This window comes from Mucilaginibacter lacusdianchii, assembly GCF_009770985.1.
Classification (GTDB): domain Bacteria; phylum Bacteroidota; class Bacteroidia; order Sphingobacteriales; family Sphingobacteriaceae; genus Mucilaginibacter; species Mucilaginibacter lacusdianchii.
In genome coordinates this window covers 367233-391395 of sequence record NZ_WSRW01000002.1, presented here as the reverse complement: position 1 = coordinate 391395, position 24163 = coordinate 367233, and the positions used below count along the sequence as shown (strand labels likewise).

The window sequence follows — 24163 nt, the reverse complement described above, 5'->3', positions numbered from 1 at the left end:
TAATTTTGGATTCCTATCGATTTGTTAAATTCTATAGACTGAATGCTTGCTTATGATCGTTTTTCCCAACGCAAAAATCAATATCGGTTTAAATATAACTGAGCGCCGAACAGATGGTTACCATAACCTGCAAACCATCTTTTATCCTATACAAATTAAAGATGCGTTGGAAGTGATTGAAAGCGATAAACTAAATTTTCAGTCATCCGGGATTAACATACCAGGCAGTGCTGACGGAAATTTATGTTTAAAAGCATATCAACTATTAAAGCAAGATTTTGACTTGCCACCAGTGGATATACACTTGCATAAAAACATCCCAATTGGAGCGGGCTTAGGTGGGGGGTCGGCTGATGCGGCTTTTTTTATTCGGCTCATCAATCAAAATTTTCAACTTGAGCTAAGTGCTGATGCGATGATGACCTATGCACGCCACTTAGGCGCCGATTGTGCATTTTTTATTGAAAACAAGCCAACGTTTGCCTTTGACAAAGGCGATCAGTTTGAACAGATAGAGTTGGATTTGTCAGCATATCATCTGGTGTTAGTAATGCCGCCCGTCCATGTTTCAACAGCCGAAGCTTACAGCGGTATTAAGCCAACGCCAGTTGAGTCGTCTTTGAAAGATTTAATTCGACTACCTATCTCTGAATGGCGCCAGCAGATAAACAACGATTTTGAGCATCATATCTTTCAAAACCATCCAGTAATTGCAGAGGTAAAAAACACTTTGTATAAGGCTGGCGCTTTATATGCCAGCATGAGCGGGAGCGGAGCCTCTGTGTTTGGGATATTTAATGATAAGCCAAATCTGAAAGTGCTTGAAAATAGTAACCAAGTTTACTACAATGTATAAGCTATCTATTAGCTAATGTAATTTCTATCCTCGTCACTTAGTGTATCCAGGCGGTTGTTTTGTTGATCGTCACCCTCACTGCTTCCGGAAGGCCCGGTATATTTTTTTCTTCGTGGTCGGCTTACCAATATGCCCAATAAAAAACCCCCAACCGAAGTAGCAGTTAATACGGCTACTTTCGGTAGATAAGTTTTTACAGAAAAAACTGTAAAAATAACTTCATCTGTATTTTGTATGATGAGTACTGTGAGCGTGATTGTGATTACAATCGCAATAATTGTTCGTAAACTCATTTCTCTCTCTAAAATTTTGAAAAGCTAATATGCGGTTTTTTGCAAACTAACCCAATTAACTATTTATCCACAGAGTAAAATTCTTCTTTGCATCATGAAGGCAGTGCTGTTGTCGCGAGGTAAATAGGCTTCTTAATTTACTCTTTTATATACAAAAGGGTAGAGGCATGGAGAAAATTAAAATTCCTCTCTAATTAGTTAGTAACACTAAGGTAACATTTGATTAAGGACACATTGAAAAAGATAAAGCTTTAATTAGAATAGAATATGTGATTCATAAACAGATATATATATATTATAAATAATCTAAAAATGAGAAAATGCTAAACATATTAGTATATTAAGCCGTTTACACATCAGTAAACCTCGAATGATTTTTTATGTGAGTTTTGTAAATGGTTCATTTTCAAGTTTTTTAATATTTGAATAAAAATCTAAATATATATATAGATGTTACAAAATCAAACAGTTAAAACCATGTCTATGTATAGGATCATTATATTTTAGTAATAACACTAACCTGAAATTTAAATTTTCGTATGTTGACATAAATGACTTAAAGTGATAGTTGACTACCCGCAATAATTTTAATGGCTTGTAGGCGCTTAAAATGCGTTCGTTTGGGGCAGAGTTCTGTAAGCTATTATATAGGTTTTCAATATGATTCTCGTATTATCAATCGAGCATTCAGTAGATGTACGGGTAAGTGTTCATCTGAAATAAAAGGAACAGTAACTGATGCTTAAATCTATAAGAAATATAAGCGTTCAATGACAGAACTACTTACCAGTCCAAATACAGAAATATCTGTTACAGCAAATTAAGTGTCAAAAGTTCAAATCTACCGGGCACGATACTGCCTGATTTGTTTTTGAGCTACAGGAAACAAAAAGATGGTGGAGAGAATGATTACAGCGCCAACCCAAAAGCCTAAGCTCATAGTGTGCATATCGCCAAAAAAAACAAAAGCCATTATGATGCCATAGACAGGCTCGAGGTTAGTAATTAACGCAACTTTGAACGCAGATAACTCACGCATAACAGATACGCCAGCTACGTAAGCTACTGAAGTACATATAGTACCTAAAATGATTAAGTAGCCAATATCGGCACTATGTGGAAGCGACAAATGTTTAAAGCCGCCGGAGCATAAAATGAAAAGAGATATCCAGGCAAAGGCTCCTACGAGTTCATAAAATGCTATTACAGGTGCTTGCAGTTTTTTTATTTGACGAGAATTGATGATGGAGAATAAGCTTGCAAAACAAGCACTAAGTAGGCCTAGAATAATGCCCAGGGTGTATTGTGTTTCAAATTTGAAAATTAAAATTATGCCGGTGATAATTAATATGCCTGAAAGGATTTCGAGTTTTGATACGGGCTTTTTGTTGATCAACGGTTCAAAAACAGCCGTAAATAACGTAAGTGACGAAAGACATACTAGCGTAACTGACACAGTTGAGACCTTAATGGCTTGGAAAAATAAAATCCAGTGACCGCCAACCAATGCTCCGGTAAAAAACAACTGTAAAAAAGTTTTCCGGCTAACCTTAATTGCTGTTTTATTAAATTTGAAATAAAGAAATAACGTAGCGAAAGCAATAAGTACCCGGTACCAAACCAGGTTAACTGCAGTTATAGAAATCAGTTTGCCTAATATCCCGGTGAATCCCCATATAAAAACAGTAAAATGCAAAATAAGCAGGTTTTTATTTAACTGATTATTGGCAGATTGTTCCATGTAAAAAAGGCTTTGAGACTGGCTTGACTCTATTTAATATTTCAAAATTATTTAGGTGCTTTACGAAGCAAGTACAGGCCTATCGAGCCAAAAATAAGGTTTGGGATAAATACAGCAATGATGGGCGGTAAGTTAGCTTTTAATGAAAATACGTTGGCAAAGCGGTCGACCACAATGTATAGAAAACAGAGGAAAATTCCGATGCCTAAAGGTAGTCCAATCCCTCCCCTCACCTTTCGGGAGGAAAGCGAAACACCAATTAAAGTAAGCACATAACACGAAAAAGGGGAAATGAAGCGATGGTACTTTTCTAACTGCATGTCAATTAAGCGGCCGGTGCCACGTATCTTTTCTTTTTCAATGGCGCTACTAATTTCGGAGGTTGACATGGCGCGGTATATATTGGTATTAATATCGCGTTGTTCCTCAAAGTCAGAGGGGCGCATATCGAGTACAGTATCCTTTTTTGTGCCACTAATTAACTGCTCTTTTAGGCCATTAACATAGCGCGTTTGATAATCTTGTATAGACCATACTCTTTTCAGCGAATCATAAGAGATACGGCTGGCTACCAGTCTTTCCTTTAAATTGTCGCCGTCAAATTTTTCGAGTGTAAAGTTGTAGCCCATATGCACCAGGTTATCGTAACTCTGCAGGTAAACAAATGTGCGTTTGTCTAATTGCATGTGCACTTCTTTAAGCGTAGGGTCGTTGCTGTTGTTGTAAGTGCGTTCAAACCTTACGCTTAAGCTATTGGTAAACGGAATAAAATAGATGTTACCAAAGAAAAAGAATACAAACAAGATGCTGGACGCAATGAAATAGGGGCGTAAAAACCGGTTAAAACTTACTTTACCGCTTAAGATAGGTACAATTTCGGTTTGATTAGCCATTTTGGCTGTAAAAAATATTACAGCCAAAAAGTTAATAAGGGGAAATAAAATGTTTGCATAGTAGGGCAGATAACCGCCATAGTACTGAAACACTACTGCCTTCAGCGGGGCTTGTGTTTTCAGGAAATCATCCAAATGTTCAGATACGTCGAACACAACAATAATAACCAGAAATATAGAAAGTGTAAATCCAAACGTAGTCAGGTATTTACTAATAATATAACGGTCTATAGTTTTAACGTACCGGTTGATGATGCTACGCATTACAGGCGCTGTGCTAATTGTTTAACCATTTTTTCTTTCCAGCTGTAAAACTCGCCGGATATAATTTTTTCGCGTGCTTGTGTTACCAGCCATAGGTAAAAATGCAAGTTATGCAAGCTCGCAATCTGCGCGCCCAGCATTTCGCCCGAGGTAATCAGGTGGCGTAAATACGCTTTAGAATGCTCACGGTCTACCCATAAATCGCTTTCGGCATCAATCGGACTAAAATCGTTTTTCCACTTCTCATTACGCATGTTTAGGATGCCGTTTGCAGTGAATAACAACCCATGACGTGCATTGCGGGTGGGCATTACACAGTCAAACATGTCTACGCCTAATGCAATGTTTTCCAATATGTTCACCGGTGTGCCCACACCCATTAAGTAACGCGGTTTTTGCTCGGGCAGTATATTGCACACCAATTCAGTCATAGCATACATCTCTTCTGCCGGTTCGCCAACTGAAAGGCCGCCAATAGCATTGCCTTCGCGCTCAAACGAAGCGATCACCTCGGCCGATTTAACGCGCAGATCTTTATAAACCGAACCCTGTACGATAGGGAATAAAGTTTGACTGTATCCGTATTTAGGCTCGGTGCTGTCAAAGCGATCACAGCAACGTTTCAGCCAGCGATGGGTCATTTCAATTGATCGGCGGGCGTAGTGATAATCGCATGGGTAGGGTGTACATTCATCAAAAGCCATTATAATATCGGCGCCAATACTGCGCTGAATATCCATGGCCGACTCTGGCGTAAATAAATGCTTAGAGCCATCAATGTGTGAGCGGAATGTTACGCCTTCTTCTTTAATTTTACGTGTTTGGGTGAGCGAATATACCTGATAGCCACCACTATCTGTTAGTATTGGCTTGTCCCATCCGTTAAATTTGTGCAGGCCACCGGCTTGTTCAAGTGTATTTAGGCCAGGGCGCAGATACAGGTGATAGGTATTGCCTAATATAATCTGAGCTTTTATATCATTTTTCAATTCCTGCTGATGAACGGCCTTAACTGTACCAGCTGTTCCAACCGGCATAAAAATGGGCGTTTGTATAACGCCGTGATCTGTAGTGATTTCTCCGGCACGTGCCTTCGAAAATTTATCTTGTGTTATTAAATTAAATTTCATTGTCAACCGGCAAAATTAACAAATAAGCGGTTATGCATTCTGCTTAATTTTAAGTGCCCTATATTTCGGTGAAATTTAACAACTTTGTAGCTTAGAAATTTGTGTAAAATTTGGAAGCATATATACCTCACGCTCTTTTTGGCCTGTTTATCTTTTGCGCTGTACTACAGTTATATTACCTGTTATTTAGGCAAAGGTATATTGCTGCTTACAGTGTTTCGGCAACTGAATTGCCATCTGCCGGAATTTCCGTTTCCGTAATTATCAGCGCCCGTAATGAAGCTGAAAATCTGAAAAAATTTTTACCGGCTATATTAGAGCAACAATATGCTGATTTTGAGGTAGTTGTAGTGAACGACTGTTCGGTAGATGAATCACACCACATTCTGCGCGATTTCAGCAAAAACTATCCGCATTTAAAATTGGTTACTGTTACAGAGCACCCTCGGTTTAAAACCGGGAAAAAATTTGCGTTGACCATGGGTATAAAAGCCGCTAAGCATGAACATTTGCTTTTTACTGATGCCGATTGCCAACCGGCCTCTGCGCATTGGCTTGCTCGTATGGCCAGTAATTTTTCAGATAACACCGAGATTATACTGGGTTACTCGCCCTATATTAAAACCAGTGGTTTTTTAAATGCTTTTATTCGTTTCGAAACATTAAAAACCGGTATAAATTACCTGTCTGAAGCACTAAGGAATAACCCCTATATGGGTATTGGCCGCAACATGTCTTATACCAAGTCGTTGTTTTTTCGTGCAAAAGGCTTTGCTTCACATTTGCATGTGCTGGCAGGCGATGATGATTTGTTCGTTAACAAAAATGCTACAGCTGGTAATACAGCTATTGAGATCCATCCTGATGCTTTTACTTACAGTGAAGCGAAAGCCGACTTTAAATCATATTTTAAACAAAAGCGCAGGCATATGGGTGTAGGGGGGCTGTATAAAAACAAGCACCGGCGTATGTTGAGCACTGATGCACTATCTGGACTTTTGTTTTATATAACATTAGCTATGTGCTTATATTTCAATCATCAATTAATTGTAATTGCAGGTGTGTATTTGCTGAGACTGATAACGCAAATTATAATTTATCAAAAGGCAGCCAATAAATTAGGCGGCAAGCAATTGCTATGGTTTTTACCTTTTTTTGATTTGACTTATTACTTGTATTTAATTGTATTTGGATTAGTAGGAACCTTTATAAAAACTACACAATGGAAGTAAATGCTAATTTTACCCCGAATGCTAAGAACGATTTTATGCTGGTGCAAAAGGCCAGAGGGGGCGATCAAAAAGCCTATGCCGATTTGATGCACCGTTATAAAGACTCGATATATTTCATGTCACTAAAAATGGTGAATAATAAGGAAGATGCCATGGATATCACGGTAGAAACCTTTGCCAAAGCCTTTGAAAAGCTGGATAAATATCAGCCGGAATTTGCCTTTAGTACGTGGTTGTTCAGGGTTGCTACCAACAATTGTATCGATTTTTTAAGGAAGAAAAAGCTAAACACCGTTTCCATAAATAACATGATGGATGAGGAGGACGACCGTCCACTGCAGATCAAAGCGGATGTGTTAAATCCGGAAGAAACATCAATCAAAAAACAGCAGTCGGAAGAGCTTAAATTACTTATCGAAAGCTTGCCACCAAGATACCGTAACTTATTAACGTTAAGATACTTTGATGAGTTATCTTATGAAGAAATTTCGCAACAGTTAGATTTGCCGCTGGGTACGGTAAAGGCACAATTATTTCGCGCTAAATACTTGTTGGGAAACATTATAAACCGCATGGATAGATAAATGGGTATTGAGTTAATTTTAAAATATTTTCCGGAAATTTCAGCTGAGCAACAAGCGCAATTCGGGCAGTTAGCGGATTTATACAGTTACTGGAATAATCAGATCAACGTTATATCCCGCAAGGATATTGAATCACTTTACGAACGGCATGTATTGCACTCGTTAGGCATTGCCAAAGTAATGGGATTTTTACCTGGCGAGCAGGTATTGGATGTGGGTACCGGAGGAGGTTTTCCGGGTGTGCCACTGGCCATTATGTTTCCCGAAACCAGTTTTCATCTGGTTGATTCCATTGGTAAAAAAATAAAAGTAGTACAGGAAGTTTCCAGTGCATTAGAATTGAAGAATTTAAAAGCCACGCATGCCAGGGCCGAGCAAGTGCCTGGTAAGTTTGACTTTGTAGTGTCTCGCGCAGTAACGCAACTAAAAGATTTTTATCCGTGGGTAAAAGATAAGTTTAGTAATAAATCAAATAACAAATTAGGTAATGGAATTTTGTATTTGAAGGGGGGAGACCTAGAACAAGAAATTGCCGAATCGGGTTTAGCCGTTCAGCAATACTTTCTCAAAAACTATTTTGAAGAAGAGTTTTTTGAGACTAAGCAGGTAATATATGTTAAATGTTGATTTTATATATATTGTTCTGTAGTTTAAATGATTATGCTGTTTATGTTATTTAATATATCCAACTACAGTTACTTGCGAAAGCTGCTTTACGTTTTGAGGTGTAGGAACGGTGCTGAACGTGTTAGACGAATTTTCTGAACCTTTAAACGGCAGTTGATTATTGTTAGAATCGATTAACGCTAGTGAAACTGGCAGCGAATAATACGCGTTGGCATCCGGTAATTTTTGCTGGCAAGCTTTTATAGCCCTGGTTACTTCATTGTTAATTTCTGTACTTACTCCTTTTGTGATATAAACATCGGAAATCATACCGTTGTTGTCCGTTTTAATTAACGTTGTAACCCTGCCACCTAAGCCAGCTTCACGCGCTACCGCTGGGTATCTAACTGTTCGGCCAATTTGTTTGTAAAACGAATTGAAAGTAGTGTCTGCAGATTGTATTTTACTCTCGATCGCTTCTGCAGAATTTAGATTAGCTGCAGCGCTTTTAGTATTGCTGCTTTCTGCAGCGGCTGTTAACACGTCAATTCTTAGCTTGTGATTAGCGTTTAAGTTCTCCTGATCTGACTTGGTTAAAGATTCGGCATTGTATTTTTTCCATGTCGCATTTTTGTCTTTAACACTTATGTTGCTACTGTAAATAGTCATATCTCCATCCTTAATTTTAAGCCGCAGATTGCTGTCTGTTGGAGTTGGTGTATGAGGGGGACTAGTAATAGCTTGTAATATTCCTGGTCTTATTTCTGTTGGCTTTATAATTGACTTAAAATCTGGCCCAGTACTCACCATTGTTGAAGGGGCTAGCGTATAAGCTTTGCTTGCGGTATTGGCGTCAATTTTTAGGTAGCCGTAAGTTTTGCTAAAGGCCAGTGTTGAAGCGCAAAGCAGGCCCGCGCAAACAGGTGCAGCTACAAGGTACTTTAGCCTGGCTAATTTACCTGATGGTGTTTGATAAAGCATAATGATTCTGTTTTTTAAAAGTTTATAATCTGAAAATTGGTTAGCTAATAAATTATGACTGCCGTACTGTGCATGGTTAATCAGGTATTCAACATACTCATCTGCTGATAGATCTTGCCGGGTAGTATGGCGGTCGGCTGCAAATTCATGTAAGGTTTTTAGGTTGTGTTGTATCAGGTATACCACCGGGTTAAACCAACAGACAATTTTTACCACTTCCAGAAATAGAATATCCCAAGTATGCTTTTGCCTGATATGAGTTAATTCATGCTCAAGTACAACATCGGAAATTGACTTGCTCTGTTCAGCAAATAAGTAGTGCAAAAACGAGTAGGGGGTAGGGCAATATTTAAGTAGAATAAGTGTGTATCCGTCACGTTTGATAGGTGAACCCGACAAAATCAATTTTAAAAGGCTACAAAGCTTTAATATAAACAGCGTAGATAAACATACCGTTCCGGCAGAGTAAATTGTTCCTAGAGCATTATTTGCGGTTAAAAACGAATGCTGAACATTGGTTGACGTAGCTGATAGCTGAACGGAATTATTTGAAACGATGAATACTGCTTGTGGCGTTGCATCGCCTGGAGGTAACAAAATACTTATTTGGATAAGCGGTATAATAAAGCACATTACCGTACTTGCAAGCAAATACACCCTGTTTGTAGCATAAAAAGTTTCTTTTTTGAACAATAGCCAATAGCATCCATAAGCTATAGTTAGGTAAATATTAACCTCAAGCAGGTAATGTAGCCAGTTTATCATTTCTCTTTGTTTTTACTTCTTTCTGCCAGTAAAATTAATTCTGCCAACTCCGTTAGATTCAGTTTTTGCTCTTTAACCAAGTAGGATACCAAGCTTTTGTACGAGTTGTTAAAATAGCTTTTGATTACTTTATCAAATGCAAATTTTTTGTATTGTTCTTCGCTTACAGTAGGGAAGTACACGTGCGAATTGCCATATGCTTTGTGATCAACAAATCCTTTTCCTTCCAGCACACGCACAACGGTTGATACGGTATTGTATGCTGGCTTTGGATCTGGCATCTTTTCCAAAATGTCTTTAACAATGGCCTCTTTTTTCTGCCATAAAATCTGCATTACCTGTTCTTCTGCTTTTGTTAGTTCTTTCATCATTTATCAAATAAAACAGCGAACTATTTTAATAGTTTTTGCAAACTATCGAAATAGTTCTCAAACTGTTTTTGTAGTTTAAGTATGCAATAGTACTACTATTTTTATAGTTTGCAAACTATTTTAATAGTTTATTAGAAAATTTTATTTTGTAAGTGCTTGAAACAAAGTTTTTAAAACATTAATAGGACCATAAATCGATTTTCCGCGTAAAAGCCATTTAAACAATTTTCATATCAAGAGCTTTTCTATTTTTAAAAGGCTAACATTATGTTAAGTAAAGAATCGTTGTGAATGAACGCAGAAATGTGATTACATTTAAACCTCAACTATGTCACTTATCCATCAACTTGCTCTAACCTTTATTAAAGGAATCGGTCCAACATCATGCAAATCATTACTCACTTATTTTGGCACTGCCGAAGATGTTTTTAATGCACCTAAAGCGCACCTTTCTAAAGTGCCCGGTATTGGCACTTACCGTACCGGTCAGCTTAACCTCGCATCAGCATTGAAAAGAGCGGCACAGGAAGAGGAGTACATTAAAAGGAATGAAGTAGATGTTATTTTTTATACTGACAGCCGTTATCCTCAACGTCTGAAAAATTGTAATGATGCACCTGTGTTATTATATAGTAAAGGAAATGCCGATTTAAATAACCAACGTGTGGTTAGCATTGTGGGTACCCGTAATGCTACTGATTATGGCAAACAGCTTTGCCGGCAATTGTTGGAAGATTTGCAACAATATGGTGTTTTAGTAGTAAGTGGTTTGGCAGCGGGTATAGATGGGGCGGCACACAAAGAAAGCCTGAGACTTAATTTGCCCACTATTGGTGTAATGGGGCACGGGCTTGATAAGATGTACCCTAGCCAGCACCGTTCGCTGGCCGAAAAGATGCAGTTAAATGGCGGTTTACTTACAGAGTTTCCATCAGGCACTATACCGGAAAGGGAGAACTTCCCGAAACGGAATCGAATTGTGGCTGGTATGGCCGATGCAGTGGTAGTAGTTGAAGCAGGAATAAAAGGCGGCGCTTTAATCACGGCCGAGATTGCCAATACCTACAATAAAGATGTGTTTGCTTTTCCGGGACGGGTTAGTGACGAGTATTCTGAAGGATGTAATTTTTTGATTCGTAATCATAAGGCTGGGTTATTAACCTGCGCTGCTGATTTAGCTTATTTTTTAGGTTGGGACAGTTCCGCCACTTCGGTGAAACCTGCACAAAAACAATTTGTGTTGCCTATAGACTTAAGTGAACACGAAAGGAATATTTTTGAAGTACTGCAGCAGCAGCAAAGCCCATTGGCTATAGATGAGTTAAGTATTAAAATTAGCATGCCTGTTAGTCAGCTTGCTATGAACTTGCTGAATATGGAGATGCAAGGCTACATCCGGTCGTTACCGGGCAAAACTTATGCGCTTAATTAAGGTGCAAAATAATAGACGATGTAGCCAAGTCCATTGCTAACACAGGCCCAATCTTCTGTATCAAAGTTAAGCACTATGGCGGTACCTGGTGGTACTTCCCTTACCTCACTGCTTAAGTTACACGATAAATAGCTGATACCCGGATTGTGACCAATTAAAGCAATGAAGTTAAATTCATTATTAATCTCGTTAACAATACTTAGTAAAGTCTTATCGTCGGCATCGTAAATTTTATCTATAGTTTTTGCAACCGGCAAATTTAAACTTTGCGTAATGATTTGAGCAGTACTTACTGTTCTAACTGCCGGGCTGCAAATTATCAACTGAGGAATTAAATGTTGGGTAGGTAAAAAAGCTGCTGTTTTTGCAGCTGCTTTTTTTCCGGTTTCAGATAACGGACGGTAAAAGTCGCCGCCGTCTGCGTAAGCAACAGCATCTGCATGTCTAATTAAAAGTAGCTTCTTCATTTCAGATATGATATTGTACTTATAAAATTAAGGAATAAGGATAAAATATATTTTATAATGTTAATTCAGGCTAAGATCTAACAACAATTATATACTGCAACATTAGAGGCTTTAAGACAACGGCTCCACCTTGACAAAGCTAACCTCAACTCCGGTATTTGAATAGTTGATCGTGTAAGTTGTTTAATAAGCTTCTTTATCTATAAATTTCTGCAACCGATCAACAACGCTTTGCGGTTCAATATTATACAAGCAGGCATAGTCTTTCCGGAAACAAGGCTTGTTGCCATATACAGAGCAGGGGCGGCAGGCTATATCATCGGCCACAATGTTTTCTTCGGATTGTCCGTAACCTAAAAAACCGGCGTAATAATGTGTTGCTCCCCAAACAGAAACTACTGGTACACCTTGTAACGACGCTAGATGCATGCCCGACGAATCCATACTTAACATTACATCTAACTGGCTAATTAATGTTAACTCTTGCTGCATGCTAATTTTATTGATAACCGAAGTTACCGACTGATATTTCTGTTCCCATTCCTGGGCAATAGCTTGCTCTTCAGGGCTACCGCCGAATATAAAAAGCTTTAATGATTGATGATTTAGTAACTTGATGACGGCTTCCATTCGCCCCAAAGGATAGATTTTGCCTTTGTGCTGAGCAAAAGGCGCAATCCCAATCCAAGCGGTTGTTTTATTGTCTGTTAGTTGCTGAACTGCGTCATTGGGTATCAATTCTTGCCTTACAAGTTGATGAGAAAGTTTGAGTGAAAACCCTAATGCTCTGAAAACATCAGCATAGCGTTCAACTGTGCTTTTAAGAGGCTTAAGTACTTTATCTGGAAAACGGGTTAATGACTTTTTTTCGCTACGGCCTTTATTTACTCGGGCTCCTGAAACGCCCGACAGACGAAAAAGAGCTTGCAATAAGTTGCTTCTTAAATTGTCGTGCAGGTTGGCAACGGCATAAAACTTTTGAAGGCTTTTTAAATGCTTGAAGAGTTTAAACGTGCCAGTCCAGCCATTGTAATCTTTTTTAAAATCGACTCCAATGAACTGGATGCGTTCAATATTTTCAAAAAAAGCTGCAAAGCCAGGTCTCGATACGTAGGTAACATATAATTCCGGATGCTGCTGCAGTAACTCCTTTAGCACAGGTACCGTCATGGCCACATCACCCATGGCCGAAAATCGCACTACCAATATGTGCTTTCCCTTTGCCATTACTGTTTGTTGCCGTACAGTACCGGATTTAGCAATGGATCATTGTACATTTTCATCTGACGGTACACGCGCATAAGGCGGTCGCCGTTTTCAATATCATCCAGCAATTGGTTAATTGCCAGTGAAAGATCTGTACGTTGTTGCAGTAAAGTGGCCAGCTTGTTTTGACATTTAACCAAATGCGCTGCGTCCGAATCTGTGCGCAAAGTTTCTTCGCGCATGTGATATATTTTTAGTGCCAGAATAGAAAGGCGGTCGATAGCCCAGGCAGGGCTTTCTGTATTAAACCGGGCCGATGGCTTAGCAGTGATGTGCTGGTAGCGTTGGTAAAAATAATCGTCTATCTGTTCTACTATATCAGTACGGTCTTGGTTTGATTGATCGATCATGCGTTTCCATTTCAGTGCCTCGGCAGGTTCAATGTTTGGGTTTCGCACTTCATCTTCCATGTGCCATTGTGCAGTATCAATCCAGCATTTTTGATATAAGAGATAGGAAAGTGTACCGGCAGGATGAAGATTGACAGGATTACTGTCAATTTTATTTACCTGATGATAATCGTGTATTACCTGATCAAAAAGCTGATTATAATCTTCGCTAACCATACTAACCCCTAAAAGGGCAAATATACGGATTAACCTTTTATCTTTTTTATGATGGCCGACGAAGAGTGACCTTCTACAAAGGTGATGGTTTTAACTTCGCCGCCATTTTGAATTACCTCTTTTGCACCTACAATATGTTCAATCTGATAATCAGCGCCTTTTACCAGTACATCAGGTAGCAAGGTGCTAATGAGATTAAACGGTGTATCTTCTTCAAAAAGAACAACGGCATCTACAAAAAACAATGATGCCAATAGCATGGCCCGGCTTTCCTGATTATTAACGGGCCTGCCTTCACCTTTCAGGCGTTTAACAGATGTATCAGCATTAAGACCAATAATGAGTTTATCACCCAGTTCGGCAGCCTTGGCCATGTAGGTTAAATGCCCAATATGAATTAAGTCAAAACAACCATTCGTAAACACTACTTTTTGACCCTGCTGCTTCCAATCTGCAACCTGACTTTTCAGCGTATTTAAATCGGTGATTTTAGAAAAAATCTGTTGTTCAATGCCGGATTTCATGTTATCAAATATAGCTTATCCGTTTCTTACCATATCATTAATAATCTCGTCTACACTAGTAGTTGCGCTACCAACACGGCGAATAACAATTGCGGCGGCATGGTTGGCCAGTTCGCATGCTTCTTCCAAGTTAAAACCGGTAGCCATAAAGTAAGCCATAGCAGCCAAAACAGTATCACCGGCACCGGTTACGTCAAATACTTCAGTAGCTTTTACAGGCAGCATTTTATAAGTGAGTTCGCTCACTATGGCCATGCCTTCTTCAGAAAGGGTGACCACTAAATAGTCAATGCCGGTTTGATCGAAGATGATTTTTGACGCTTCCCGCAAATCACCAGTGGTTTTTATTTTCTCCACTTTTGCCGCTTCGGTAAGTTCTTTGCGATTGGGCTTAATGATATGAGCGCCTTTATACTTGGCGTAATTAAGCCCTTTCGGATCTACAATTACTTTCTTTTGATGCTCAACCGCAGCCTTAATTAGTTTTTGGCTGAGTGATGGGGAGAACAAACCTTTGTTGTAATCTGAAAACAAAATGATGTCTGACTTGGCAATACAAGCGTTTAACTTTTCCAGCATTTCATCTTCCATGGCTTCACTTACCGGGTCAGTTACCTCACGGTCAACCCTAACCAACTGATGGCTTCCTGCCAAAACACGGGTTTTAACGGTAGTGGGTCTGCTTGCATCTTTTACGATGGCGCAAGTATCAATGCCTTCCTGTTCTAGAATAGTTGTCAGCTGGCCGCCCGAAATATCATCACCTATAACACCGGCCAACGTTACTTTTGCGCCTAAAGAGATTAGGTTTTGAGCCACATTGGCCGCACCACCCAATGTAGTAGTTTCACTTTTTATATTTACCACCGGTACTGGTGCCTCGGGCGACAGACGGGTGGCGTCGCCCCATACATAATGATCAATCATTAAATCACCTATTACCAAAATATCGGGTTGTTTTGGCGACTGACGGAGGGCGCGTACTTTATCTAATAGCATCTATCAAGTTTGGTTGAATACGATGCTATTAACACTCAATAGGATGCTTTGCTTTTCTTTAACTCAAATTTTTCTTTTATCTGTGGTAATGATAAGGCATTCAGGCACATTTCTTTTGTCAGGCCGCCTTTACGTGCTGCCAGTAAACCATATTCTATGTCATGAAAGCCGTTGGTACGATGGGCGTCGGGATTTATAGATAACCAAACGCCTCTGTCTATAGCGTATTGGCACCAGCGCCAGTCCAGGTCTAACCTAAGTGGGTTGGCATTAATTTCAATAACTACGTTGTTGGCTGCACAGGCGTCAATTACTTTTTTATAATCAATATCATATCCTTTGCGGCTGAGCAGTAACCGGCCGGTAGGGTGACCTAATATAGTGGTGTACGGATTTTCAATAGCTCTAATTAACCGAGTGGTTGCTTTTTCCTCGTCCATTTTTAAATTCGAATGAACAGAAGCAACAATAAAATCAAATTTCTCTAATATTTCATCAGGATAATCAAGCGAGCCATCACTTAAAATATCCGACTCAATACCTTTAAATATGTGAAAGCCGTTGAGCTGTTGGTTCAAGCGGTCAATCTCTTCATGCTGTTGCAATACCCGTTCAATACTTAGTCCTTTAGCATAAAAGGCGCTTTTGCTATGGTCGCAAATACCTAAGTATTCCAAATGCATTTTGTCCCGGCAGTACAAAGCCATTTCTTCCAGCGTATTAATGCCGTCGCTCCAAGTACTGTGGTTATGTAACGACCCTTTCAAGTCTTGTAGCTCTATCAGCAAAGGTAAGTTGTGGTTTGTGGCTTTCTCAATATAATCGAGACCTTCACGTAATTCGGGTGTTATCCAGTCCATACCGGCTGCCTGATAAATGGCTTGTTCATTACCAAACTCATCGGCAGATGTGCCTATTTGTTTAAGAACTGCCTGCACATGTTCTTCATTACCCGTTTGTTTAAATAGAGTATAAAAGTATTTGCTCTTGCCGGTTACTATTACACTCACCAGTAAACCGCTGGCAATGTTGCCGGTTACTTTATCGCTTTCAATTGTAGCATTGTTAAGTAATGCAAGGGTAGCTATTTTTTGCATGGCATCTGCCGGATGATCGACGCCCACTATTATTGCAAGGTAATGTATCACCTCGCAACGGCGACGATATTCTCCGGCAAAATCAGACAAGGAATTGGGCAGAACTGATTTTATCGCTTGTAAAAGTTCTTCAGCTTCAGTTTGTGCCTGGGCATACAGCACTTTACCGCTATTGGCCATCCTGAATTCCAGTATACGTTTAACTTCTTCCTGCGTTTTCAGGCCAAAACCTTTGGCCTCGGCCAAGCGGTTTTCATTGCAGGCGTAATAAAGTTCGCCAACATTTTCGATGCCCAATTGGTGCCAAATGGTAGCAATTTTTTTAGGACCAATGCCTTTTATACTCAACATTTCTACCACGCCGGGCGGCGTGGTTTTCAGTAGATCTTCTAAATCGGTTATAGTTCCTGTTTGCAGCAACTCATTAATGTAGCCCGATATGCTTTTACCAATACCATCAATTTGATTAAGTTGCTCAATACTTTTACCAGCTAGCGGATAAGGTAACTTGTCTATTTTAAAAGCAGCATTGGCAACCGATTTTATTTTAAACGGATTAACTTCGTGCAGTTCCATTAACTGCGACAATAATTTAAGTGTGCGGGCAATTGGTTTGTTTTCCATACCGGATATTGAGGGCATAAAAATACAAAAGCCGTTTCAATGAACAGCTTTTGTTGGTATTTTATTGAGGTAGTACGGTTGTTATTTGATATCAACCATAAATGGTAACCTGGCCTGCGGCACCCGTATCATTTTTTGAATGCTTTTCAATTGCTGATAATATTCATAATTCTCGCCTAATTCTGATTTTACCATTTTGGTTTTTACTTCAGACATTAATCCGCTATTTAAATTTTTAAGGAAATTTTTTTGCTGCGGATAGGCCACCAGGTCATAGTCTTTTAGGTTTGCTTTTTTTGCGGCACTTGTAATGGCATCGTTAATGTTACCTAAACGATCTACCAAACCTATCTTAATAGCTTGTTCGCCAGTCCATACACGGCCTTGCCCAATGCTATTAATGTACGCCTGTGTTTTATGACGTCCGTTGGCTACTGCTTTGGTAAATTCGTCATAACCACGATTTACTTCAGCCTGCAAAATGGCTCTTTCTTCTGGAGTAAGCGGGCGGCTTACATCACCCAAATCAGCATATTTACCTGTTTTTACGCCATCAAAATTTAACCCCAGTTTATTATGTAAAAAGCCCTGCATGTTAGGCAGAATGGCGAAAATGCCAATAGATCCGGTTATGGTGTTCGGTTGTGCAAATATAGAGTCGGCCGCACAAGATATATAATAACCACCCGATGCAGCATAATCACCCATGGATACAATGATGGGTTTCACTTTTTTAGTAAGGCTAACTTCGCGCCAAATAACATCCGAAGCCAATGAGCTACCACCCGGAGAATTTACACGAAAAACAACTGCTTTAACATCATCGTTTAAACGAGCTTTGCGCAATGCTGCAGAAATGCGGTCGGAACCGATGCTGTTATCGTCACCTTCGCCACTGTTAATTTCACCTGAAGCATATATAATAGCAATTTGTTTTTTGCTGTCATCGTCGTCATCATCACGATCATCTTTGCTACTGTTGCGGGCGTAATCGTCTAAGTCTACACTTTTAACTGCTTTTTTAAGGTTGGTGCCGGTTAGCTTTTTTAACTCGTCCAATACCTCGTCTTTGTACTTTACACCGTCAACCAGTTTATATTTCAAAGCGTCTTCAGGATACTGAATTTTTAACTGATCAACCATTGACGCTAAACTATCTCGGTTTATTTTGCGGCTGCTACCAATGCCGGTTAAAAAATGATTGTAAAGCGAACCTAAGTAGGCGTTAACTTGTAAGCGGTTAGCATCGCTCATTTTGTCGAGGATGAATGGCTCAACAGCGCTTTTATAAGTGCCTACTTTAATTACTTGTGCTTCTATTCCTAACTTGTCAAGTGCCCCTTTAAAAAATGTAATTTGTTGGCTAAAGCCACGAAATTCAAAAATGCCTTTGGGGTTAATATATACTTTGTTGGCTACGGAGGCTAGGTAATAAAAACTCTGGGTATAAATTTCAGAATAAGCAATGATTGGCTTTCCTGACTTTTTAAAGTCAATCAGCGCATTGCGTATTTCTTCGGTTGTAGCCTCGCCGGATAGCATATAGCTGTCATTCAAGAACAGCGCTTTAATATGATCATCGGTTTTAGCTTTTTTAATGCCGGCTAAAATATCGTTTAAGCCAACGCTTTTACTGTCGTTAAAACCTAAAAAGCCAAAACCTGATAACGGATTATTTGGGGTGCGCTCTGGAATATCAGCTTTAAATGAAACATTGAGTATTGAATTATCGTTTACGTCCACAGCTTTATCTTTACCACCTGATGCTACCAATGCGCTTATTAACCCGACTATCAAAACTAAGAGGACTAATCCGGCTACAAAAAAACCCACAACGGAAGCTAGTACAAACTTGAAAAATTGTTTCATCAACTATATTAAATATTATATCTATGCAAACTTAATGATTTGGCTTGTTTATATTTTAGAGCTCAATCTATAATATTTGTTACAACATGATTAATGTTTATTTACTCTTAGGCAGTAACCTAGGCAATCGTCAATTGTTTTTGAAGCAGGCAATTGCCTATATCGAAGAACGGGCAGGAGAGGTGGTACAGCAATCAGCCATATATGAAACTGAAAGCTGGGGAAAAACAGATTTGCCGGCTTATTTAAATCAAGTGTTGCTGGTTCAAACAAAATTGCAGCCTACAGAGTTGCTTGATGTACTGCTGCAGATAGAATTGCTTTTGGGGCGTAAACGAGAAGAAAAATGGGGAGCGCGTACCATTGATATTGACATTTTATTTTACGATGATTGGATTATTAATGAAGCGACGCTAGTTGTACCTCATCCGGAGCTTCATAACCGGCGATTTACATTAGAACCTTTGGCCGAGATTGCGCCAGATTTTTACCATCCGGTGCTTCAGCAAACTGTTTTAGCATTGAAAAGTAGCCTGACAGATGATTTGCAGGTGAAAAAATTATATTTTTGATAAATTATTAACCTTGTTATGCTCAACGTAGAACCAGATTTGGACCTAACTTTTTTAGAAGAAATTGCTGACGGCAGCGATGACTTTATCATCGAATCGATTGATATGTTTGCGCAGCAAACCCCACAGCTAATGGCTGATATTGAGAAGGGAATAGCTGAACAGAACTGGCCTGTAACAGCCTCGGCTGCTCATAAACTGAAACCCAACTTAGGTTTTTTTGGAATGCTAACCAGCCAGGGTTTAATGCAAGAGATAGAGCATATGGCTAAAGGTGGCTTACCCGATGTAGCCACTATTGGTAGCAAGTTTGATAATGTGAAAGGCATAATTAACGCCAACCTGAATAAGCTGGCGCAAATTAAAGCCGAAAAAGGAGCTTAATATTTTAAACCGCCTGAACGGTGAAAGTATAGCTTTCCATAATTAAATTGGCCAGAAGACTTTTGCAGGCCTGCTCTGTTTTAGCGCGGGCCGCTTCTTCGTTTTCGGCTTCCACTTCTAACGAAATATGCTTACCGATGCGAACGTTTTGAATTTCGGGTAGGCCTAAGTTTTTCATACTGCCGGTTACAGCTTTACCTTGTGGGTCTAAAATCTCTTTTTTAGGCATTACGTCTATTTCGGCCTGAAACTTCATCATCTTACAAATCTAAATTGAATTACAGAAAGGGCGATATACATTACGATGATCGCCGGAATTGCGGCAAATTTAAAAAATAGTATTAGAATCGCTGAAAACATCAGCAAAAAATAACGGTAAGCATTTCGCTGAAAATCGCGGTTCTTAAATTTAAGCGACATCAAAGGTAATTCGATTACCAGTAGCATGCACATAATGCATACAAACAGCGCTAAAAAGAAAGGATTTAAAATAAAGTCAGTAAAAAACTCGTAGCGATTGGGATCTTTTATAATTAACGGAAAAGAGCCGATCAGTATAGCGTTAGCAGGGGTAGGCAGACCAATAAAGTTTTCTACCTGACGGGTATCTTGGTTAAATTTGGCTAACCTTAATGCAGAAAATACCGGAATTAAAAATGCTATAAAGTTTAAATAAGGGCTTACATGTTCAATTTGAGGTGCTTGTAAAAACAACCGGTACATAATAAATGCAGGCAGCACACCAAAGCTGACCATATCCGCAAGTGAATCTAGATCTTTACCGATTACGGAAAAAGACTGAAGCACTCTTGAAGCTAAACCGTCAAAAAAATCGAAAATAGCAGCTAAGAAAATGCAGTAAGCTGCGTATACTAAATTGTCTTGAAAAGCCACAAAAACAATTCCTATACAACCACTAAACAGATTGGCACAGGTTATGGCATTTGGCACATGCTTTTGAACTCGTTTCCTCATTGTTGGCGATGAAGGTAGCCAATAAATGTTAAGGTTTTATAAAATTGTTGAGGTTTTAATGGAAATCTAACCTCAAGCAATTTTATAAAACCTTACAGAATATTTTACGAATTCATAGAAATCAGGAACTCTTCGTTTGAACGGGTGCCTCTTATTTGGCTTTGTAAAAACTCCATAGCTTCCTGTGAATTCATGTCGGCCAAGTGGTTACGCAATATCCAAACACGCTGTAGTGTATCACGATCCAGCAGTAAGTCATCACGGCGGGTACTTGATGCGGTGATATCTATAGCCGGGAATACGCGTTTGTTAGACAATTTACGATCCAACTGTAGCTCCATGTTACCGGTACCTTTAAATTCTTCAAAGATAACCTCATCCATTTTAGAACCGGTTTCGGTAAGGGCAGTAGCTATAATGGTTAATGAACCACCGTCTTCAATGTTACGTGCGGCACCAAAAAAGCGTTTAGGTTTGTGTAATGCATTCGCATCAACACCACCTGATAATATTTTACCAGATGCCGGCGCTACGGTATTGTAAGCACGTGCTAAACGGGTAATGGAGTCGAGCAGAATTACCACATCATGGCCGCATTCAACCATTCGTTTAGCTTTTTCCAATACGATATTGGCAATTTTAACGTGACGCTCAGCCGGTTCATCAAAAGTAGATGATACCACTTCGGCACGTACACTGCGGGCCATATCGGTTACCTCCTCAGGACGTTCATCAATTAACAGGATGATGAGGTAAACCTCTGGGTGGTTTTTAGCTATAGCATTGGCTACATCCTTTAACAACATGGTTTTACCGGTTTTAGGCTGCGCCACAATCAAACCACGCTGACCTTTTCCAATAGGAGAAAACAGGTCCATGATACGGGTTGAGTAATTGCTGCCGTCGGTAAACAAGTTTAGCCTTTCAGATGGGAACAATGGTGTTAAGTGATCAAATGGCACACGGTCACGCACTTCGGCAGGGATGCGGCCATTAATCGCTTCAACTCGTACTAAAGGGAAATATTTTTCACCTTCTTTTGGCGGACGGATGCTGCCACGTACGGTATCGCCAGTTTTTAAACCAAACAATTTAATCTGCGACTGTGATACATAAATATCATCAGGCGAGGTTAAATAGTTATAGTCTGATGAACGTAAAAAGCCGTAACCATCAGGCATAATCTCCAGCACACCTTCATTTACAATCACGTTGTCAAAATCCAGATTAATAGGTTCCTGGTTCTTTTGTGCTTGTTGCTGGTTATTGTTCTGGTTTTGATTATTATTTTGGTTGCCTTCTTTGTTATTGTTAGGCCGGCGTTCGCGCTGCTCAAAACGGCGTTCGCGCTGTTCATTTGGCTGTTTCGGTGCAAGTGGAGCAGTTGGAGTAGGAGCTACTTCAGTTGCTGCAACAGGTGCTTCCTCTGCGGCCTCAGCAATGGTTGGAACAGGTTCGTTAGGCGCTTCAGCCGGAGCAATTGGCTCTGGTGACGCAAAAAGATCCGCACCTGCTTCTGCCGCAGCATCAGCTTTAGCAGTAGTTTTTGTTTTGGTAGAACGGGTTCTTTTACGCGGTTTGTCTTCTGCTTCGGCAGGTGCAGCCGCGTTATCGTTACTGGTATAATTGGTATCTAAAGTATTTTGCTGAGCACGGGCAGCTTCAATCAATTGTTCCTGCTCAGTTATGCGGGTAATCAATTGAGCTTTACGTAATTCATCTGCTTCAGCGATGCCCATGTCTTTGGCTATTTGACGTAATTCGGACACAAGCTTATCATTCAGTTCAAGTGTTTCTGGCATGAGATGAGTTATAATTCACAAGGATTTTTAGTATTTTAAAAAGAAATTGTCTTGCAGCTGTATGGCGCTATCTGAAAAATCTGTAAGTTTTAAGCAACGCGGGATTTTTAAATCTTTCTTTGGTGCAAGAAAAATTTTACTGGAAACACTGCAATATTACTTATTTATTTTCAGAATTAAAAATCTTAAAAAAGATTTATATCTGCCTAACACTTAGGGCAATTTTTAGTTTTTTTGAACTTGAAAAAATATTAAAAAAATACATATGCCCACTCGCCAGCAGCTAATTGACCAGATAAAACAAAAAAAATCTTTCTTGTGTGTAGGACTTGATACCGATATCGCTAAAATACCTTCTTTTCTACATAGCTATCCTGATCCGGTTTTTGAGTTCAATAAACGTATTATAGATGCTACAAAAGATTTGTGTGTAGCCTATAAACCCAACGCTGCATTTTACGAAAGCCGCGGATTAGCTGGCTGGCAAAGCCTGATAAGCACATGGCAATATCTACCAAAAGAAACTTTGAGTATAATAGATGCCAAGCGCGGAGACATCGGCAACACATCCGACCAGTATGCGCAGGCCTTTTTTGATGAAGCAGCAAGTGGTATGAGCTTTGACTCGATCACGGTAGCACCTTATATGGGCCATGATAGTTTAACATCTTATCTGGTTTACGAAGGTAAATGGATTATCGTACTGGCGTTGACGTCAAATGCCGGCAGCCGTGATTTTCAATACTTGCAAACAGAAAAAGGGACAGTGTACGAAGCGGTGATTAACCGTACAAACCAGTTGGCAGGAAAGGACCGTGTGATGTATGTAGTTGGCGCCACACAAGGAGCCGAGTTTACCAATATCCGTAAGTATGCACCTGATAATTTTTTGCTGGTGCCAGGCGTAGGTGCACAAGGCGGAAGTTTAGAAGACGTTTGCCGCTATGGTATGACTAAAGATTGCGGTTTATTAGTGAATGCATCGCGTTCTATAATATATGCGTCAAACGGCGAAGATTTTGCAGAAGCGGCAAGAGCCGAAGCTTTGAATTTGCAACAAGCTATGCAACAGGAGCTTGAGAAGGCAGGAATAATATAATTACCGTCACTTCTGTACTAAACAAAAAAGGGGCTTAACGCCCCTTTTTGTTTTATGTATTACAAGGTAATATTATCAATAGCTTTTTCTAAAGCGGTTTCTTTGACACCGGGAATAGCAAATCCTTCAGACCATATTACTTTAACATCTGTAATGCCAATAAACGCTAAAAAAGTTTTTAGGTAAGGTGTTACAAAATCAGCTGATGTAAAATCACCAGAGCTGTATATACCGCCAGTAGCAGCAGCGATATAAACCTTTTTGCCATTTATTAAACCTTCGGGCGTACCTTCAGCGGTGTAGCGGAAAGTAATACCTGCGCGGGCGATGTGGTCTATCCACGCTTTCAATACAGATGATATAGCGAAGTTGTACATCGGTGCACCAATAACAATAATATCGGCGTCGAATATTTCTGCGATAGCTTCGTTGGAATGACGGATCGCTGCTTTATTTTCTTCTGTATGTTGTTCAACCGGAGTAAAAAAAGCATTTAAATGTGCTTCTTCCATATGCGGGAACGGACCGTTGGTTAAGTCTCTTACAGTAACCGCTGCTCCTGGATCATTTTCTTTTAATTTATCGATAATTGCATTACCTAATTTAATGCTGTTAGAAGCCTCACCACGAGGGCTGGAAATAACATGAAGTATTTTTGCCATGATTTTAAATAGTATAACGTTGGTTAACAACGCGAACATATCATGTTGGTTTGGCTTTTTCAACCCGTTAAGGCTGATTTATGGCAAGAATTACAATACAATGGCAATT

The 24163-nt window shown here is 39.6% G+C and carries 25 protein-coding genes; 8 read left to right on the top strand and 17 right to left on the bottom strand.

Annotated features, from left to right (window positions below):
- Positions 1–52: 52 nt before the first annotated feature.
- On the top strand, positions 53–856 hold the full coding sequence (gene ispE, locus GPM24_RS08825; RefSeq protein ID WP_158826398.1) for a 4-(cytidine 5'-diphospho)-2-C-methyl-D-erythritol kinase: 804 nt from the start codon (positions 53–55) through the stop codon (positions 854–856).
- 8 nt (positions 857–864) lie between these two features.
- Here ispE and GPM24_RS08820 read toward each other — a convergent pair whose 3' ends face one another.
- The 4 genes from GPM24_RS08820 to tgt form a co-directional block, all read right to left on the bottom strand.
- Complete coding sequence (locus tag GPM24_RS08820) at positions 865–1149, bottom strand: hypothetical protein (protein ID WP_158826397.1); 285 nt, start codon at positions 1147–1149, stop codon at positions 865–867.
- Positions 1150–1990: 841 nt separating this feature from the next.
- On the bottom strand, positions 1991–2890 hold the full coding sequence (locus tag GPM24_RS08815) for a DMT family transporter (RefSeq protein ID WP_158826396.1): 900 nt from the start codon (positions 2888–2890) through the stop codon (positions 1991–1993).
- A 47-nt stretch (positions 2891–2937) separates the two neighbouring features.
- Positions 2938–4047 (bottom strand): LptF/LptG family permease, encoded by a 1110-nt coding sequence (locus GPM24_RS08810; RefSeq protein WP_158826395.1) that lies wholly within the window; start codon positions 4045–4047, stop codon positions 2938–2940.
- Positions 4047–5177: a tRNA guanosine(34) transglycosylase Tgt gene (tgt, locus tag GPM24_RS08805; RefSeq protein ID WP_158826394.1), complete on the bottom strand. Its 1131-nt coding sequence runs from the start codon at positions 5175–5177 to the stop codon at positions 4047–4049. The genes GPM24_RS08810 and tgt overlap by 1 nt, the downstream gene beginning before the upstream one ends.
- 110 nt (positions 5178–5287) lie before the next feature.
- Here tgt and GPM24_RS08800 point away from each other — a divergent pair, with 110 nt between their 5' ends.
- Genes GPM24_RS08800 through rsmG form a run of 3 tightly spaced genes read left to right on the top strand, consistent with a single transcriptional unit; the run spans position 5288 to position 7620 of the window.
- Positions 5288–6409: a glycosyltransferase gene (locus tag GPM24_RS08800; protein ID WP_158826393.1), complete on the top strand. Its 1122-nt coding sequence runs from the start codon at positions 5288–5290 to the stop codon at positions 6407–6409.
- On the top strand, positions 6400–6993 hold the full coding sequence (locus GPM24_RS08795) for an RNA polymerase sigma factor (RefSeq protein WP_158826392.1): 594 nt from the start codon (positions 6400–6402) through the stop codon (positions 6991–6993). Before GPM24_RS08800 ends, GPM24_RS08795 begins: the two co-directional genes overlap by 10 nt.
- The gene (gene rsmG / locus GPM24_RS08790; protein ID WP_158826391.1) at positions 6994–7620 is read left to right on the top strand and encodes a 16S rRNA (guanine(527)-N(7))-methyltransferase RsmG; all 627 of its coding nucleotides are present in this window, start codon (positions 6994–6996) and stop codon (positions 7618–7620) included. It begins immediately after the preceding gene.
- 45 nt (positions 7621–7665) lie between these two features.
- Here the strand turns inward: rsmG and GPM24_RS08785 are convergent, their stop codons facing one another.
- On the bottom strand, positions 7666–9345 hold the full coding sequence (locus GPM24_RS08785; RefSeq protein ID WP_158826390.1) for a M56 family metallopeptidase: 1680 nt from the start codon (positions 9343–9345) through the stop codon (positions 7666–7668).
- Complete coding sequence (locus GPM24_RS08780; RefSeq protein WP_158826389.1) at positions 9342–9716, bottom strand: BlaI/MecI/CopY family transcriptional regulator; 375 nt, start codon at positions 9714–9716, stop codon at positions 9342–9344. The genes GPM24_RS08785 and GPM24_RS08780 overlap by 4 nt, the downstream gene beginning before the upstream one ends.
- Positions 9717–10044: 328 nt before the next feature.
- Here GPM24_RS08780 and dprA point away from each other — a divergent pair, with 328 nt between their 5' ends.
- The gene (gene dprA, locus GPM24_RS08775; protein ID WP_158826388.1) at positions 10045–11148 is read left to right on the top strand and encodes a DNA-processing protein DprA; all 1104 of its coding nucleotides are present in this window, start codon (positions 10045–10047) and stop codon (positions 11146–11148) included.
- Here dprA and GPM24_RS08770 read toward each other — a convergent pair.
- The 7 genes from GPM24_RS08770 to sppA form a co-directional block, all read right to left on the bottom strand.
- Complete coding sequence (locus tag GPM24_RS08770; protein WP_158826387.1) at positions 11145–11615, bottom strand: SixA phosphatase family protein; 471 nt, start codon at positions 11613–11615, stop codon at positions 11145–11147. The two genes, dprA and GPM24_RS08770, sit on opposite strands and share 4 nt — an antisense overlap.
- A gap of 183 nt (positions 11616–11798) precedes the next feature.
- Positions 11799–12842, bottom strand: a complete 1044-nt coding sequence (locus GPM24_RS08765; RefSeq protein ID WP_158826386.1) for a glycosyltransferase family 9 protein — start codon at positions 12840–12842, stop codon at positions 11799–11801.
- Positions 12842–13447, bottom strand: coding sequence for a DUF4254 domain-containing protein (locus GPM24_RS08760; RefSeq protein WP_158826385.1), 606 nt, complete (start codon positions 13445–13447; stop codon positions 12842–12844). The genes GPM24_RS08765 and GPM24_RS08760 overlap by 1 nt, the downstream gene beginning before the upstream one ends.
- 29 nt (positions 13448–13476) lie before the next feature.
- Positions 13477–13971, bottom strand: a complete 495-nt coding sequence (gene rfaE2, locus GPM24_RS08755; RefSeq protein WP_158826384.1) for a D-glycero-beta-D-manno-heptose 1-phosphate adenylyltransferase — start codon at positions 13969–13971, stop codon at positions 13477–13479.
- Positions 13972–13986: 15 nt separating this feature from the next.
- A complete protein-coding gene (rfaE1, locus tag GPM24_RS08750) occupies positions 13987–14970 on the bottom strand; it encodes a D-glycero-beta-D-manno-heptose-7-phosphate kinase (RefSeq protein WP_158826383.1) in 984 nt (327 codons plus the stop codon).
- A gap of 35 nt (positions 14971–15005) precedes the next feature.
- Complete coding sequence (locus tag GPM24_RS08745; RefSeq protein ID WP_439650755.1) at positions 15006–16709, bottom strand: DNA polymerase/3'-5' exonuclease PolX; 1704 nt, start codon at positions 16707–16709, stop codon at positions 15006–15008.
- A gap of 63 nt (positions 16710–16772) precedes the next feature.
- Positions 16773–18560 carry a signal peptide peptidase SppA gene (gene sppA / locus GPM24_RS08740; protein WP_158826382.1) on the bottom strand — a complete coding sequence of 596 codons (1788 nt, stop codon included), beginning with the start codon at positions 18558–18560 and terminating at the stop codon, positions 16773–16775.
- A gap of 86 nt (positions 18561–18646) precedes the next feature.
- Here sppA and folK point away from each other — a divergent pair, with 86 nt between their 5' ends.
- Both folK and GPM24_RS08730 read left to right on the top strand, forming a co-directional pair.
- Positions 18647–19132 carry a 2-amino-4-hydroxy-6-hydroxymethyldihydropteridine diphosphokinase gene (folK, locus tag GPM24_RS08735; protein ID WP_158826381.1) on the top strand — a complete coding sequence of 162 codons (486 nt, stop codon included), beginning with the start codon at positions 18647–18649 and terminating at the stop codon, positions 19130–19132.
- Positions 19133–19150: 18 nt separating this feature from the next.
- Positions 19151–19516, top strand: a complete 366-nt coding sequence (locus GPM24_RS08730; protein ID WP_158826380.1) for an Hpt domain-containing protein — start codon at positions 19151–19153, stop codon at positions 19514–19516.
- Between the two features lie 4 nt (positions 19517–19520).
- Here GPM24_RS08730 and purS read toward each other — a convergent pair whose 3' ends face one another.
- From purS to rho, 3 genes are all read right to left on the bottom strand, one after another.
- Complete coding sequence (purS, locus tag GPM24_RS08725) at positions 19521–19775, bottom strand: phosphoribosylformylglycinamidine synthase subunit PurS (protein ID WP_233268767.1); 255 nt, start codon at positions 19773–19775, stop codon at positions 19521–19523.
- Complete coding sequence (locus GPM24_RS08720; RefSeq protein WP_158826379.1) at positions 19772–20491, bottom strand: CDP-alcohol phosphatidyltransferase family protein; 720 nt, start codon at positions 20489–20491, stop codon at positions 19772–19774. The genes purS and GPM24_RS08720 overlap by 4 nt, the downstream gene beginning before the upstream one ends.
- 104 nt (positions 20492–20595) lie before the next feature.
- Positions 20596–22293: a transcription termination factor Rho gene (gene rho, locus GPM24_RS08715; protein ID WP_158826378.1), complete on the bottom strand. Its 1698-nt coding sequence runs from the start codon at positions 22291–22293 to the stop codon at positions 20596–20598.
- A gap of 265 nt (positions 22294–22558) precedes the next feature.
- On the opposite strand from rho, the gene pyrF reads away from it, so the two are divergent.
- Positions 22559–23392: an orotidine-5'-phosphate decarboxylase gene (gene pyrF / locus GPM24_RS08710; protein ID WP_158826377.1), complete on the top strand. Its 834-nt coding sequence runs from the start codon at positions 22559–22561 to the stop codon at positions 23390–23392.
- Positions 23393–23451: 59 nt separating this feature from the next.
- Here pyrF and GPM24_RS08705 read toward each other — a convergent pair whose 3' ends face one another.
- Complete coding sequence (locus GPM24_RS08705; RefSeq protein WP_158826376.1) at positions 23452–24054, bottom strand: FMN-dependent NADH-azoreductase; 603 nt, start codon at positions 24052–24054, stop codon at positions 23452–23454.
- Between the last annotated feature and the right edge of the window lie 109 nt (positions 24055–24163).